The following is a 14914-nucleotide window of genomic DNA, read 5'->3' as shown; positions in this document are numbered from 1 at the left end:
AAACGCTTGAGAAGGAAAAGACTACGACAAAAAGCAACAACACTGATGGACATCAGTGAGATCTATTGCACGGCATAGCACAGACCGCCCCAGAACGGGTGCAGAGGCTCAGCGAGGTTCGAGCCAGACCAGCGAAGCGAAGCGCCCGCCCTGCGGGGTGCGCCGATAGGAGAAGAAACGCGGGTCGCTGACCGTGCAGAACCCTCCGCCATAGACGGCCGTCACGCCGCGCGCGGCCAGGCGGATACGCGCCAGGGCATAGATGTCGGCGATCAGCTTGTCGGGGCGTTGGCCCGCGACGAAGGCACTGGCGGCCTCTGGATGCACGGCGGTGAAAGCATCGCGCACTTCCAGGCCCACTTCGAACGCCTGCGGGCCGATAGCCGGGCCCAGCCACACCAGCACCTCTTCAGGCGCCAGCGCCAGACGATCAAGGGTGGCTTCCAGCACGCCACCGGCCAGCCCGCGCCAGCCAGCATGTGCGGCCGCCACACGCGTACCGGCGCGATCGCAGAACAGCGCAGGCAAACAATCGGCGGTCATCACGGTACAGGCGATACCGGGCTGGTCGGTCCAGCTGGCATCCGCTTCGGCCACCACGGCCGGATCGGCGTCGGCCACGACCAGGCCATGCACTTGCTTGAGCCAGGCCGGCTGGATAGCGAACTCAGCGCCCAGGCGACGGCGGTTCTCGGCGACCGCTGCAGGATCGTCGCCCACGTGGTCACCCAGGTTGAAGGTTTCGTAGGGTGGCAGGCTGACGCCGCCCTCTCGTGTGGTGACGCAAGCGCGAACCGAGGCCGGGGCCGGCCAGTCGGGGAAGATCAGCGATTGCGTCAGCTCACTCATCCGATAAAGCTCTCGCGGTCCTGATCGAGCAGCGACAGCAGCCACATGAAGTCGTCCGGCAGAGGCGATTTCCACTCCATGCGCTCACCGGTCGTCGGATGATCCAGCGCCAGGAAGCGCGCGTGCAGGGCCTGGCGAGGGAAGTGCTTGACCGCCTCGACCATGGCCACACTGGCGGCAGGCGGGATGCGGAAGCGACCGCCGTAGGTCTGGTCGCCCACCAGCGGGAAGCCGACATGGGCCATGTGCACACGAATCTGGTGGGTACGCCCGGTCTCCAGCTTGACCCGCACGTGGGTGTGCGAACGGAAACGCTTGAGCACGCGATAGTGGCTGACCGCCGGCTTGCCGCCATCGGTGACCGCCATGCGCTGACGCATGCCGCCGTGGCGACCGATCGGTGCGTCGATCTTGCCACCGGCCGTCACCACGCCAACCACGATGCATTCATAGATGCGGCTGACCGAGCGTTTCTGCAACTGATCGACGAGGTTGGTCTGCGCCTGCAGCGTCTTGGCGACCACCATCAGACCGGTGGTGTCCTTGTCCAGGCGGTGGACGATGCCGGCGCGCGGCACGTTGATGATGTCCGGCACATGGTGCAGCAGGGCGTTGAGCAGGGTACCGCTGGCATGCCCCACAGCCGGGTGGACCACCAGCCCGGCAGGCTTGTTGATCACCAGGATCTGGTCGTCTTCATAGACGATGTCCAGCTCGATGTCCTCTGCCTCCCATTCACCCTGTGCCTCCTGTTCGGCCTCCAGGGCGAGAACGGAGCCGGTGTGGACGGTATCGCGCGGGCGCAGCACCGCACCATCGACGGTCAGGCGGCCTTCCTTGATCCACGAAGTCAGGCGCGAACGCGAGTACTCGTCGAACAATTGGGCGGCGACCTGGTCGAGGCGTTGGCCGCCCAGCTCGGACGGGACCTCTGCACTAAGTTGAATGATCTCGGACATGCTCGAATCGATGGGCTTACAGCCTTTGGTTTCGGCTGCGTGCTTGTGGTTAAATACGGCTTCTTTTGCCCCGGGGTTGGCCGGGGGCGCTCATCATAACAGGACGGCACCGCCCAAGACAGCGGCCGTCAAAGGACGCAAGCCGCCATGCAAGTGAAACACCTGCTGCTGATCGCCATCCTCGGGCTCACTGCTGCCTGTTCCTCGAACAAGGAAGTCATTGACGAGAACCTCAGCGAAGCCGAGTTGTACCAGCAGGCGCAGGCCGACCTGGACAACCACAGCTACACCAGTGCCGTGAACAAGCTCAAGGCCCTGGAATCGCGCTACCCGTTCGGCCGCTACGCCGACCAGGCCCAGCTCGAGCTGATCTACGCCAACTACAAGAACACCGAGCCCGAGGCCGCGAAGTCCGCTGCCGAGCGCTTCATCCGCCTGCACCCGCAGCACCCGAACGTCGACTACGCCTATTATCTGAAAGGCCTGACCTCGTTCGACCAGGACCGCGGCCTGCTGGCGCGCTTCCTGCCGCTGGACATGACCAAGCGTGACCCAGGCGCGGCGCGCGACTCGTACAACGAGTTCGCCCAGCTCACCAGCCGCTTCCCCAATAGCCGTTACGCCCCGGACGCCAAGCAGCGCATGATCTACCTGCGCAACCTGCTGGCCTCCTACGAAATCCACGTCGCCGACTATTACCTGAGCCGTGAGGCTTACGTCGCCGCCGCCAACCGTGGCCGCTACGTGGTGGAGAACTTCCAGGAAACGCCATCGGTTGCCGACGGCCTGGCCGTGATGACCGAGGCCTACCAGAAAATGCACCTGGACGACCTGGCCGCCACCAGCCTGGAAACACTCAAGCTCAACTACCCGAACCACCCGAGCCTGGTAGACGGCCAGTTCGTACCCAAGCAGGGCGAGTCCGACGGCCGCTCCTGGCTGTCCAAGGCCACCCTGGGCCTGATCGAGACCGACACGCCGCTGCCACCGGGTGAAACCCGCGCCAACCAGGACGTGGTCCGTCAGTTCAAGGACGCCCGTTCGGAAATGCCAGCCGACCTGCTGCCCAAAGACGAAAACGGCGACCCGATCTTGCCGGAAGGTCCGAAGGACGCCGAGGTGGATCGTTCCTGGTTCAGCTACCTGACCTTCGGTCTGTTCGACTGACAGATCGCGCAACGAGAAAGGGAGGCCCAGGCCTCCCTTTTTTCATGGCCGCGCCCTAGACTGTGGCCTCTTCATTCACGACAAGCTGGACACCATGGTTCGCCTACTCTTCTGGATCGCCCTGATCGCCGCCGCGTTCTGGCTGTGGCGCAAATTCAAGATCAGCCAGCAATCACGTCCCGAGCCACGCCTCGAAGACCCCTTGACCATGGTGCGTTGCGCCCATTGCGGCGTACACCTGCCCAACGACCGGGCGCTCAAGCTCGGCAAGGACTGGTACTGCAGCCAGGCCCACCTCGAACAGGGTCCTGGCCGACAAGGCTGATCGCACAGAACGAGCTCTCCCTTGTGGGAAAGCGGGTTTGCCCGCGCCCACGGGGGGCGGTTTCAGATTTTCGAGCCCGCCTCACTTATCCCTCCCCGACCCTTTCACTCCATTTGCGACCCCTGCTCCCCCGCCACCATTGACCCCTTCCAGCAAAACTCGCTAAATCCTATTTATCCGCATAAATATGAAAAATAGCGAAATGCTCAAACCCAAACGCAAGCGCCAGAAGCTCTCCGACGTCATCGTCGAATCGGTCAAGCGCTCGATCGTCACCGAGGCCCTGCGCCCAGGCGATCGCCTGCCCACCGAACGCGAGCTGATGGAGCACTTCGAATGCTCCAAAGGGACCGCCCGCGAGGCGCTCAAGGCCCTGGAGGTCGAAGGGCTGGTCAACACCCGCACCGGCCCTACCGGCGGTGCCTATCTCGCTGAAGTCGGCACCGAGCCCGCCAGTCGCGCGCTGCGCAACTACCTGCACTTCCAGCATCTGGACGGCGAACAGGTCTACCAGCTGCGCAAAGTCATCGAGGTCGAGCTGGCAGTGGCCGTGATGGGCCAGCTCAGCGACGCCGACTACGCCGCGCTGCAGGCCAACATCGACTTCTGCAGCACCCCGGAAGACAGCGAACAGGGCCAGCGCGAACAGCGCCTGGCGGAGATCGAATTCCACACCTTGCTGGCGCGCCGCTGCCCCAATCCACTGCTGCGCTTCATGGCGGTGTTCCTCAACGACCTGCTGCGCGACCTGGTCGTGCTGAAGAAGGCCTACCTGCCCAAGCGCCAAGCGTTCGCCGCTGCCAACATCGACTACCACAAGCAACTGCTGGTCGCCCTGCGCGCCAGCGACGAGAAGGCCGTGCGCCGGCTGATGCACGAACACATGTGCGACGCCGAACACCATATGACCGCGCTGGAGGGCGAGGTCGAACGCAACTTCCTGCTGGAGTTCGAACACCACCACTGATCCAGCCTGCACAGAGGCCTGCTCAAAGGCCCGGCCGTACCCGCTTTGCCATTGCCACTCCTGCCTAATAACCAGAATCAAGGAGTTATCCATGCAAAGACGTACCCTGCTCAAGGCAGGTCTTGCCCTGGGTGCCCTCGGCAGCCTCCCACTGGGGGCGCAGCGGGCATTCGCCGAACAGCCGCTGGTCTTCTACGGGCTCAAGTCGATGTCCGGCGCCTTCGCCAGCTATGGCAAGTACGCCGACATGGGCTCGCGCCTGGCCATCGCCGAGCACCCGCAACTGCTGGGGCGGCCGCTGCAGTACAAGGTCATCGACACCGAAGGCAATGCCGGCAAGGCGGTGCGCAAGGTGCAGGAAGCCATCGGCCAGGACGGTGCGAGATTCTTCCAGGGCTGCACCCTGTCTTCGTCGGCCCTGGCCGTGTCCAAGGAAATCAACAAGGCCGGCGGCGTGTTCATGACCCCGGTCGGCGCCGACGAGATCACCGGCAAGGATTGCAATCTCTCGACATTCCGCTGGTCGGTCCCGACCTACGGCGCGATCCGCGAAACCCTGGTGCCGATGATTCGCCAGCTGCCGCAAGCCAAGCGCTGGTACACCATCACCCCGCAATACGTGTTCGGCGATGCGCTGCTGGACAATGCGCGCAAGGTTTTTGCCGAGTTCGGTGTCGAGCACATCGGCAACAGTTACCACTCACTGCAGGAGCAGGAGTTCTCCGGGTACCTGACCAACGCCATCGCCGCCAAGCCCGACGTGCTGGTGCTGCTGAACTTCGGCAGCCAGTCGTCCAACGCCCTGCGCCAGGCGGTCAATTTCGGGATCAAGGAGCGGATGAAGGTGCTGCTGGTCTGGTCGGCAGGGCTCGACCAGTTCCAGGAGCTGGGCAGCGACGTGCTCGAAGGGGTCTACCTGGGTGCCCAGTACTGGCATCAGGTGGATACGCCGCTGAACAAGGCACTGGTCGCCGCCACGCAGAAGGCCTACGGGATCAACCCCAACTATCCACTGGCCGCCGACTACATCGGCACCAAGGTCATGCTCGACGCCATCGTCCAGGCTGGCACCTTCGACGGCGCCAGCGTCGCCAGGGCCTTGCAGGGCATGCGTTTCCAGGGCCCTACCGGCGAAGAGCTGATCCGACCTGGTGACCACCAGGTGCTCAAGGACTACTACCTGCTGCGCGGCAAGCCCCAGGGCCAGTTGCGCGACGAGGACGACCTGGCTGAAGTCATCAGTTCGGGCCGCTCGTTCGTCGAGGTCGATCACACCGGTTGCGCCTTGGCCTGAGGCCACGGCGCCAGTCAAACACACCTGTACAGGCAGCCGCGCCGCGCGCTGTCGAGGGCACGCTCATGCTCGAATTGTACCTGTTCCAACTGCTCAACGGCCTGGGCCTGGGGATGATCTACTTCCTCATCGCCGTGGGCCTGACGATCATTTTCGGCCTGCTGAACTTCGTCAACTTCGCCCACGGGGCGTTCTTCCTGCTCGGCGCCTACCTCTGCTACACCGCCGTGGCCCTGACCGGCAACTTCTGGCTGGCACTGCTGGTCGCACCGTTGGTCGTGGCAGCGCTGGCCTGGGCGGTCGAGCGCCTGCTGATCAAGCGCATCTACCACCTGCCGCACACCTTCCAGATCCTGGTCACCCTGGGCATCGCGCTGATCATCCAGGAAGCCTCGGTACTGATCTGGGGGCCGGTGGGCAAGAACATCGCCGTACCGCCGGAGCTTCGTGGCGTGATCATTCTGGGCGACTTCATCTACCCCTACTACCGCCTGTTCCTGATCGGCTTCGCCGCGCTGATCGGCCTGGCCCTGTGGCTGCTGCTCGAACGCACGCGCTTCGGTGCCCTGGTACGCGCCGGCAGCGAGAGCACCGAAACCGTGTCGCTGCTGGGCACCAACATCTTCCGCCTGTTCTCCCTGACCTTCGCCCTCGGCGTGGGTCTGGCCGGTGTCGCCGGGGTGCTGTTCGCGCCGTTGCGTGGTGCCCAGCCCTTCGTCGGCCCGGAGATCCTCGGCATCGCCTTCGTGGTGGTGGTGATCGGCGGCATGGGTTCGTTCGGCGGCGCGCTGGTCGGTGGACTGCTGGTCGGCGTGGTGCAAAGCATGATGACCAGCCTCTGGCCGCAAGGTGCCAGCCTGATGATCTACGGGGCGATGGCCGCGGTGATCCTGGTCCGTCCCTATGGCCTGTTCGGGAGAGCATGACTGATGAGCGAGAAGAATCCACTACCGGCCGGGCCGCGCACGCCCGTCCTGCTGTTGCTGGTGGTCGCCAGCCTGGTGCTGCTGCCGCTGGTGCTGCCCTCGGCCACGCTGGCCACCGAGATCCTGATCTTTGCCCTGGCGGCGCTCGCCTGCAACCTGCTGTTGGGCTACACCGGCCTGCTGTCATTCGGCCAGGGCATTTTCTTCGGCGTGGGTGCCTATGGCGCGGCACTGCTGATGATCCACCTGAAATGGGGGCTGTTCGCCGCGCTGCTGGGCGCTGCGGTATTCGGTGCGTTGCTGGCGCTGCTGGTCGGCGCACTGGCGATCCGGCGCAAGGGCATCTACTTCGTCATGCTGACCCTGGCCTTCAGCCAGATGGCGTACTTCCTGGCCTACACCCTCAGCGGCTGGACCGGTGGCGACAACGGCCTGCTCGACGTGCCACGGCCGAATGTCGAAGTCTTCGGCCACGTGCTGGTCGACCTGGGCAACCCTCGGCACTTCTATGCCTTCGTCGCCGTGCTGTTCCTGCTGATTTTCGCCTTCGCCCTGCGGGTGATCCGCTCGCCCTTTGGCAGCACCTTGCTGGCGATCCGCGAGAACGAGACCCGCGCGGCGGCGATCGGCTACGACACCCGCCACTTCAAGATCCTGGTGTTCATGCTGTCCGGCGCCATCACCGGTATCGCCGGGGCGCTGTACGCCATGCTGCTGCACTTTGCGCCGCTGTCGAACATCGACCTGATGATGAGCGAGAACATCCTGATCATGACCATCATCGGCGGCACCGGCTCGCTGTTCGGCTCGCTGCTGGGGGCCGGCGCCATCGTGGTGCTGGGCGATGTGCTGTCGGAGCTGTGGCCACGCTGGCTGATGCTGCTCGGGCTCATCCTGATCCTGGTGGTGGTATTCATGCGTGGCGGCCTGTGGGGCGGCCTGGCCGAGCTGGGCAAGCGCTTGCGTCCGGGGCGTGCGTTGTCGACCAAGACCAAGGAGACCTTGTGATGAGCGAGTTCCTGCTGGAAACCCGCAACCTGGAGCTGGCCTACGGGCCGTTCCGCGCGGTCGGCGGTGTCGACCTGAAAGTCCGGCCTGGCACCATCCACACGGTCATCGGCCCTAATGGCGCCGGCAAGACCAGCCTGTTCCACTGCCTGACCGGCGAACGCCAGGCCACCGCCGGCAGCATCCTGTTCAATGGCCGCGACATCGTCCGCAAGCCCTCCCATGGCCGCGTGGCCCTGGGCATGGCGCGCTCGTTCCAGCTCACCAGCCTGTTCCAGAACCTCTCGGTGCGCGAGAACCTGCGCCTGGCCGCCCAGGGCCGCGATGGCCTGGGCGCGCTGAACTTCTGGCGCAGCGTCGAGCACAAGCGCAGCCACTGGGACACCGCCGACCAGGTGCTCGAGCGCCTGAAACTCACAGGCCGTGCCGACACCCTCGCCGGCGAACTCTCCCATGGCCAGCAGCGCGTACTGGAAGTCGGCATGTCGATCTGCGCCAAGCCGAGCCTGCTGATGCTCGACGAGCCCACCTCCGGCATGGGCATCGACGACATCCCGCTGATGACCGAACTGATCAGCGATCTGGGCCGCGACCACACCGTGCTGCTGATCGAACACAACATGAGCATCGTCATGTCGATCAGCCAGCGCATCACCGTCATGAGCCACGGCCAGATCCTGGTCGAGGGCACCCCGGACTTCGTACGCAACGACGAACGCGTGCGCACCGCCTACCTTGGAGAGGCCGCCTGATGCTCAACGTCGACTCGATCCATTCCTACTACGACAAAAGCCACGTGCTCGAAGGCGTCTCCCTGCAGGTCGGCGCCGGGGAACTGGTGACCCTGCTCGGGCGTAACGGCGCTGGCAAGACCACTACCTTGCGCAGCATCCTCGGCATTGTCCGACCTCGCCAGGGCCAGATCAGCTTTGATGGTCAGCCCCTGGTCGGCCGCGAAATCTTCGATATCGCCCGCCGGGGCATCGCTCTGGTGCCGGAACATCGCGGCATCTTCCGCCAGCTCAGTGTCGAGGAAAACCTGAAGATCGCCACGCGCAAGGAGAGCCGCTGGCAGTTGCGCGACGTCTACGCGATGTTCCCGCGCCTGGAAGAGCGCCGCCGTAACGGTGGCTTCGCGCTGTCGGGCGGCGAGCAGCAGATGCTGGCGATCGCCCGCGCCCTGCTCAACGGCCCGCGCCTGCTGATCCTCGATGAGCCGACCGAGGGGCTGGCGCCGGTGATCGTCGACGAGCTGGTGAAGATCCTGCGGCGAATCAAGGACGAAGGGCTGTCGATCCTGTTGGTGGAGCAGAACCTGATGGTCTGCGATGCCTTGGCCGACCGTCACTACGTGCTCGAACAGGGCCGCGTGGCCTACCAGGGCACCGCCGCACAGTTTCGCGACGACCCGAGCATCAAGAACCGTTACCTGGCGCTGAGTGCCTGATTTCAGGCCTTGCTCTGTATCGGCCTCTTCGCGGGCAAGCCCGCTCCCACTGGGATATCGCCACAAGCAGCCCGCGAAGAAGGCCTCTAATTGCTACAGGAGAGACGCACCATGAACACCCGCATCGATCCCTCGCAACACCTGCTCGGCCAGGGCGCCCTGGTCAACCGAGAGCGCCTCTGGCAATCGCTGATGGACCTGGCCCGGCTCGGTGCCACGGCCAAGGGCGGTGTATGCCGCCTGGCGCTGACCGATCTCGACCGCCAGGCCCGCGACCTGTTCGTGCGCTGGTGCGAAGAGGCTGGCTGCACGGTCAGTGTCGACGCCATCGGCAACATCTTCGCCCGCCGCGCAGGACGCAACCCGGCACTGGCGCCGGTCATGACCGGCAGCCATATCGATACCCAGCCCACCGGCGGCAAGTTCGACGGCTGCTACGGCGTCATGGCCGGGCTCGAAGTGGTGCGCACCCTCAATGACCTTGGCCTGCAGACCGAGGCCCCGCTGGAAGTGGTGGTGTGGACCAACGAAGAAGGCTCGCGCTTCCCACCGTGCATGATGGGATCGGGGGTGTTTGCCGGTAAGTTCGGCCTGCAGGAGACCCTCGACAAGGTCGACGAACAGGGCCTTTCGGTGGGCGCGGAGCTCCAGCGCATCGGTTACGCCGGCCCGCGGGTGCCCACCGGGCATCCGGTCGGCGCTTATTTCGAAGCGCATATCGAGCAGGGGCCTGTGCTGGAGGACCAGCGCACCACCATCGGTGTGGTTCAGGGCTGCCTGGGCCAGAAGTGGTTCGACCTGGTGTTCACTGGCGTCGAGGCCCATGCAGGCCCGACGCCGATGCACCTGCGCAAGGATGCGCTGGTGGGCGCTGCCGAGGTGGTGGCCGCAGTCAACCGCGTGGCCCACGCCCACCAGCCACATGCCTGCGGCACCGTCGGCTGCCTGAACGTGCACCCCGGTTCGCGCAACGTGATTCCCGGCCAGGTGCAGATGACCCTCGACCTGCGCCACCTCGACCCCGCCCACCTGGATGCGATGGTCGCCGAGGTGCGCGAGGTGATCGAGGCCAGCGCCGCCCGCCATGGCCTGAGTTTCGAGCTCACCCCCACCGCCGACTTCCCTCCGTTGTACTTCGCCGAGCAGTGCGTCGATGCGGTACGCCAGGGTGCGCGCGAATTGGGCTTGAGCCACATGGACATCGTCAGTGGCGCTGGCCACGATGCGATCTTCCTCGCCGAACTGGGCCCGGCCGGGATGATCTTCGTGCCGTGTGAAGGCGGCATCAGCCATAACGAAATCGAGAACGCCGCGCCGCAGGACCTGGCAGACGGCTGCGATGTGCTGCTGCGCGCCATGGTCCAGGCCGCCAACCCGGGAGCCCATTGAGATGACAGGCAAGACCGCCATCGGTGAATTCAGTGCCACCGAGCTGCTCGAACTGTACCGCCGCCGCCAGTTGTCGCCCCTCGAAGTGATCGACGACGTGCTGGCCCGCATCGACCTGCACAACCCCGCCGTCAACGCCTACTGCCATGTCGACGGCGAAGGCGCACGCGCCGCTGCCCGCGCCAGCGAACGCCGCTGGCAGCGTGGCGAGCCGTGCGGACGCCTGGACGGATTGCCCACGTCGATCAAGGACCTGACCTTGACCCGCGGCATGCCGACCCGCAAAGGCTCACGCACCAGCTCAGGCGTCGGACCATGGGAAGTCGATGCGCCCTTCAGCGCCTTCATGCGCGAGGCCGGCGCCGTGCTGGTGGGCAAGACCACCACGCCGGAGTTCGGCTGGAAAGGGGTCACCGACAACCCGTTGTACGGCATCACCCGCAACCCCTGGGATACCCGCCTGACCGCGGGCGGGTCGTCTGGCGGTGCGGCAGCAGCAGCGGCGCTCAATCTCGGCGTGCTGCACCAGGGCAGCGATGCCGGTGGCTCGATTCGAATCCCCTGCGCCTTCACCGGTACCTTCGGCATCAAGCCGACCTTCGGCTACGTACCGCAGTGGCCAGCCAGCGCCATGACCGTGCTGTCGCACCTGGGGCCGATGACCCGTACGGTGGATGACGCCGTGCTGATGCTCGACTGCGTAGCCCGCCCCGACCCGCGCGACGGCCTGGCCGGAGCCCCACGCCAGTCGCCCTGGCTGGACGACTCGACAGACCTGCGCGGCCTGCGTATCGCCTACAGCGCCGACTTCGGCTACATACAGGTCGATCCGCAGATCCAGGCACTGGTGGCCCAAGCCGTACAACGCCTGTCGCGCCTGGGGGCGACGGTGGAGGAAGTCGATCCAGGGTTCAGCGACCCGCTGCAGACCTTCAATACCCTGTGGTTCGCGGGCGCGGCACGCTTGGCCAGTGGACTGAGCGAGGCACAACGGGACTTGCTCGACCCGGGCCTGCGCGGGATCGCCGAGCAGGGGGCTGGCATCAGCCTGGCCGATTACACCCAGGCACTGGAAGCACGTGCCGAGCTGATCGCGCAGATGAACGCCTTCCACCAGCGTCATGACGTGCTGCTCTCACCGATGCTGCCACTGGTCGCATTCGAAGCCGGGCACAACGTGCCGCCATGGTCGGGCATGGCGCAGTGGATGGAATGGACGCCCTTCAGCTACCCGTTCAACCTGACCCAGCAGCCTGCGGCGTCGGTCCCCTGCGGCTTCACCCGCGAGGGGTTGCCGGTGGGGCTGCAAGTAGTGGGCGCGCGCTTTGCCGATGAACAGGTGCTCAGGGTGTGCAAGGTGTACGAACAGCATTACCCGAGTCGGCACCTGCAGGCGCCGCACCGGCACTGAGGTCTGTGCAAAACACGCAGCGGCCTTGCGCGACGCGAGGCCGCTGCGTGTTGTCAGCCCAGACGCCCGGCCGGGGCGTAGGGGGCAGGATCGATTATCGGCTCGGCGCCGGTCAGCAGGTCGGTAAACAACTGGCACGAAGCAGGCGCCAGCACCAGACCGTTGCGGTAATGCCCGCAGTTGAGCCACAGCCCGGCGTGCCCAGGCACCGGCCCGATGTAGGGAATACCTTCAGGCGAGCCCGGTCGCAGCCCGGCCCAATGCCCCACGACCGGTGCGTCCTTCAATTGCGGCAACAGCTCGATCGCCGACGCCCGCAGACTTTGCAGCGCAATCTCGGTCGGGGTCTTGTCGTAACCCTCGTGCTCAAGCGTGCTGCCCACCAGGATATGCCCGTCGCGCCGCGGAATCGCATAGCGCCCCTTGGCCAGTACCATGCTCGGCAGAAAGTCGGCATCGCACTTGAACAGGATCATCTGGCCCTTTACCGGCTCAACCGGCAACTCCAGCTCGAGGGTGCGCAACAGGTCGCCACTCCAGGCACCGGCACTGAGCACCACTTCGTCGGCGGCCAGCACGCCTTCATCCGTCAGAACGCCGGTCACGCGCCCGTCTTTCTGGGCGAAACCGCTGATCTGGCAGTGTTCGCGCAGGCTGACGTTGGGCAGTGCCAGCAACGCGGCTTTCAGCGACTTCACCAGGCGCGGGTTGCGTACGTTGGCCACGCCCGCCATGTAGATGGCGTGCTGATAGCCTGGGCCGAGCACCGGCACGGCGTCATAGGCCGCCGAGATGTCGACGGCGCTCAAGGGACGGTGTTCGCGTGCAGCCCAGGCCAGGGCCTGGGCTTCATCGTCGAGGTCGAGCCAGTACAAACCGGTGGTGTGCACTTCAGGGTCGACACCCGTGCTGGCGAACAGACGCTCGCCCAACTGTGGATAGAAATCCTGCGACCAATGAGCCAGGGCGGTCACCGCCGGGCTGTAGCGCCACGGATACAGGGGCGAGACGATACCCCCGCCGGCCCAGGACGACTCACGACCGACCTCGCCCTGGTCGCACACCACTACATGGTCAACCTTTGCGGCCAGGTTGAAGGCAGTCAGCAGACCGATCACCCCGCCACCGACAATCACTACGTGCTTGCTCATCTGTCGATCCAACACCTGAAGTAAAAACGCCTCACCAACAATCCGCCTCATCCAGCGCTCCGGGGTTTGCGCGCGCACCGGCCTGGTCAAGCTGGTAGTCGCCACAACGATCACGCGCCATCAGCCCCTGGGGCTGACGCTCGGCCAGCAGCCGATACTGGCCGTGCTCGCGCCAGGCTCGCAGGCGATAGAAGCGGCTACCCTCGGGCAGCGGTGTCTGCCACTGCTCGCTGTCGGCATACTGGCCGGTACGGGCGTAGTGGGATTGCAGACGCTGGGCGGTATCGTGCAGCAGGCCGACCGCTTCGCCGCGCGCGGCACGCCGAAGCTGGTCGCTATAGCTGGGATAGGCAACGCTCGCCAGAATGCCGGTCACGGCCACGACAAGCAACAGCTCCATAAGGCTAAGGCCACGCTGCATCTCAAGACTCCCTGAATCGCTGGCGCCAGGCGATACGCCGGGGTGCCTGGGCCTGTCCGGGCTCGACCGCATAGATCGCCTCCAGTACCTGCCGTGCGCGGGCCTGACGGCTTACCGCAGTGATCCGGAACAAGACCACCCTCGCCCCTTCCGGCATGTGCGCAGCGCGGGTGCTCACCCCCAGTTGCTGCACCAGAAAGAAACCGTGCTCGCTGGCCTGCCACGGTGGCTGCCCATCGATCAGGTCATGGGGTGCGGGCGGCGGGGCGCACACCTGGCAGGGCGAGGGGGGCGCCAGGGCAAGCTGCAGCGCGCCCGCCAGCAGGCTCGCCTCGGCCTCTTCAAAGGCGCGCGCCGCCGCCAGCGCGCTGCCCGCCAACGCTATCTGCTGCAGCGTGTCACGCAGGGCCGAGATGGAGAACAGACCAAGCAGCAGGCTCAGCACCAGGGCCAGCAGCAAGACCATTCCGCGCTGGGCGCTCATGACGATGGCAACCGGTTGCGCAGGGCAACGCTCAGCGCGTAGTTTCGCTCGACGCCCAGCACAGGATCGCCCAGGGTCAACTGCAGGTCCACGCGCTCCCCCTCATTGCCCACGACACGGGTGACACGAAAAGCACGCACATTGTCGATGAGCACGGCATTCATGCCGCCGCCGCTGAGCATCAGGCCGTCGCCTTGAAAGCGGTAGGTCTGCCGCCGCACCGGGAACGCCAGCGTAGTGCCGCTACCGGCCTGGCGTGCCGGATGAACCTCGGCCCAGGTGAGGCAATCGGTGAGCAGCGTCCAATCCGGGTTGCCTCCTGCCCCTCGCACATCGGCCGTCACCAGGCTGAGCGTGACCTCGCGACCATCGCCGGCATGGGATATCTGCAACGGCTGGGCGAAGGCCTGTGCAGCAGTGGGGTCGATGAACTCGATGGCTTCGGGTGCCAGGCAGCCGAACATGCCGGTCATGCGAATGTCCTGCGCCAGCCGCTGAAAGGCGAGCGAGGCGTCATCCTGCATCCGCGACAGCGCGCCTTGCACGCGCCAGGCTTGCTGGGCCGACACCAGAGCTTGCCCCGCAGCGGCCAGCAGTATCAAGCCCAAGGCCAGTGCCAGCAGGGCCTCCAACAGGCCGAAGCCTCGTTGTCGAGGCGTCATGGCAGCACCCTGCCCTGCAGAGCGATGACCTGCGCCTCGCTGCTGCGTGGGTCGTGCCAGCGAATCTCCAGCTGCAACCACTCTCCGGCCACGACCGCCCGCCCCTCGCCGCGCGGGTCCAGCAGCGAACCTATCAGTGCGCGCCAGCCGTGCAGCGCCTCGGGTTCAAGCGTACCGCTCGCCCTCACACGCTCGAACAACAGGTGCGCCAACTGCACCGCCTGTGCATCGCGCCGCGCGCCCTCGCCGGCCTGCACTGCGCGTATCTGCGATGCCGCCGCGGCGAACAAGCCGAGCGACAGCACCAGCACTGCCAACACCACTTCCAGCAAGGTCATGCCCTGCTCCCTGTGCACCATGGTTTCGCCTCCTGCGAAATTTCCCGCCAAGCCTGATCGGCCTGGCTGACTGGACCTTCTGGTCCGCAGCACCGAAGCTACAGCGAAGCACTTCC

Annotated in this window: 17 protein-coding genes; 10 read left to right on the top strand and 7 right to left on the bottom strand. The window is 65.6% G+C overall.

Annotated elements, in window-relative coordinates:
- Positions 1-108 precede the first annotated feature (108 nt).
- Both pgeF and rluD read right to left on the bottom strand, forming a co-directional pair.
- Positions 109-849 (bottom strand): peptidoglycan editing factor PgeF, encoded by a 741-nt coding sequence (gene pgeF / locus IAE40_RS03240; RefSeq protein WP_063542826.1) that lies wholly within the window; start codon positions 847-849, stop codon positions 109-111.
- A complete protein-coding gene (gene rluD / locus IAE40_RS03235; RefSeq protein ID WP_063542824.1) occupies positions 846-1808 on the bottom strand; it encodes a 23S rRNA pseudouridine(1911/1915/1917) synthase RluD in 963 nt (320 codons plus the stop codon). Before rluD ends, pgeF begins: the two co-directional genes overlap by 4 nt.
- Before the next feature lie 147 nt (positions 1809-1955).
- Here rluD and IAE40_RS03230 point away from each other — a divergent pair, with 147 nt between their 5' ends.
- From IAE40_RS03230 to IAE40_RS03185, 10 genes are all read left to right on the top strand, one after another.
- On the top strand, positions 1956-2975 hold the full coding sequence (locus IAE40_RS03230; protein ID WP_054895114.1) for an outer membrane protein assembly factor BamD: 1020 nt from the start codon (positions 1956-1958) through the stop codon (positions 2973-2975).
- 94 nt (positions 2976-3069) lie between these two features.
- Positions 3070-3300 (top strand): PP0621 family protein, encoded by a 231-nt coding sequence (locus tag IAE40_RS03225; protein WP_063542822.1) that lies wholly within the window; start codon positions 3070-3072, stop codon positions 3298-3300.
- A 202-nt stretch (positions 3301-3502) separates the two neighbouring features.
- Entirely contained in the window at positions 3503-4267 is a 765-nt protein-coding gene (locus tag IAE40_RS03220; RefSeq protein ID WP_054895112.1) for a FadR/GntR family transcriptional regulator, read from the top strand.
- 91 nt (positions 4268-4358) lie between these two features.
- A complete protein-coding gene (locus IAE40_RS03215; RefSeq protein WP_054895111.1) occupies positions 4359-5561 on the top strand; it encodes an ABC transporter substrate-binding protein in 1203 nt (400 codons plus the stop codon).
- Positions 5562-5626: 65 nt separating this feature from the next.
- Positions 5627-6487, top strand: coding sequence for a branched-chain amino acid ABC transporter permease (locus IAE40_RS03210; RefSeq protein WP_151926499.1), 861 nt, complete (start codon positions 5627-5629; stop codon positions 6485-6487).
- Positions 6488-6490: 3 nt separating this feature from the next.
- Positions 6491-7495, top strand: a complete 1005-nt coding sequence (locus IAE40_RS03205; RefSeq protein ID WP_153774751.1) for a branched-chain amino acid ABC transporter permease — start codon at positions 6491-6493, stop codon at positions 7493-7495.
- Positions 7495-8247 (top strand): ABC transporter ATP-binding protein, encoded by a 753-nt coding sequence (locus IAE40_RS03200; protein WP_054895108.1) that lies wholly within the window; start codon positions 7495-7497, stop codon positions 8245-8247. The genes IAE40_RS03205 and IAE40_RS03200 overlap by 1 nt, the downstream gene beginning before the upstream one ends.
- Positions 8247-8942 carry an ABC transporter ATP-binding protein gene (locus IAE40_RS03195; RefSeq protein ID WP_063542818.1) on the top strand — a complete coding sequence of 232 codons (696 nt, stop codon included), beginning with the start codon at positions 8247-8249 and terminating at the stop codon, positions 8940-8942. The genes IAE40_RS03200 and IAE40_RS03195 overlap by 1 nt, the downstream gene beginning before the upstream one ends.
- A gap of 111 nt (positions 8943-9053) precedes the next feature.
- Positions 9054-10331, top strand: coding sequence for a Zn-dependent hydrolase (locus IAE40_RS03190; RefSeq protein WP_112897294.1), 1278 nt, complete (start codon positions 9054-9056; stop codon positions 10329-10331).
- 1 nt (position 10332) lies between these two features.
- Positions 10333-11742, top strand: a complete 1410-nt coding sequence (locus IAE40_RS03185) for an amidase (RefSeq protein ID WP_200602658.1) — start codon at positions 10333-10335, stop codon at positions 11740-11742.
- Positions 11743-11795: 53 nt separating this feature from the next.
- Here the strand turns inward: IAE40_RS03185 and thiO are convergent, their stop codons facing one another.
- The 5 genes from thiO to IAE40_RS25955 are packed head-to-tail and all read right to left on the bottom strand — an operon-like array spanning position 11796 to position 14819.
- The gene (thiO, locus tag IAE40_RS03180) at positions 11796-12893 is read right to left on the bottom strand and encodes a glycine oxidase ThiO (RefSeq protein ID WP_200602657.1); all 1098 of its coding nucleotides are present in this window, start codon (positions 12891-12893) and stop codon (positions 11796-11798) included.
- A 31-nt stretch (positions 12894-12924) separates the two neighbouring features.
- Entirely contained in the window at positions 12925-13314 is a 390-nt protein-coding gene (locus IAE40_RS03175) for a type IV pilin protein (RefSeq protein ID WP_200602656.1), read from the bottom strand.
- Position 13315: 1 nt separating this feature from the next.
- A complete protein-coding gene (locus tag IAE40_RS03170) occupies positions 13316-13798 on the bottom strand; it encodes a hypothetical protein (protein ID WP_125930790.1) in 483 nt (160 codons plus the stop codon).
- The gene (locus IAE40_RS03165) at positions 13795-14460 is read right to left on the bottom strand and encodes a PilW family protein (protein WP_200602655.1); all 666 of its coding nucleotides are present in this window, start codon (positions 14458-14460) and stop codon (positions 13795-13797) included. The genes IAE40_RS03170 and IAE40_RS03165 overlap by 4 nt, the downstream gene beginning before the upstream one ends.
- Positions 14457-14819 carry a prepilin-type N-terminal cleavage/methylation domain-containing protein gene (locus tag IAE40_RS25955; protein ID WP_371105618.1) on the bottom strand — a complete coding sequence of 121 codons (363 nt, stop codon included), beginning with the start codon at positions 14817-14819 and terminating at the stop codon, positions 14457-14459. Before IAE40_RS25955 ends, IAE40_RS03165 begins: the two co-directional genes overlap by 4 nt.
- Positions 14820-14914 lie beyond the last annotated feature (95 nt).

This window comes from Pseudomonas sp. S44 (assembly GCF_016624805.1).
Classification (GTDB): domain Bacteria; phylum Pseudomonadota; class Gammaproteobacteria; order Pseudomonadales; family Pseudomonadaceae; genus Aquipseudomonas; species Aquipseudomonas machongensis.
Note: the sequence above shows the minus strand (reverse complement) of the source record. Positions and strands in the feature narration are given on the sequence as shown.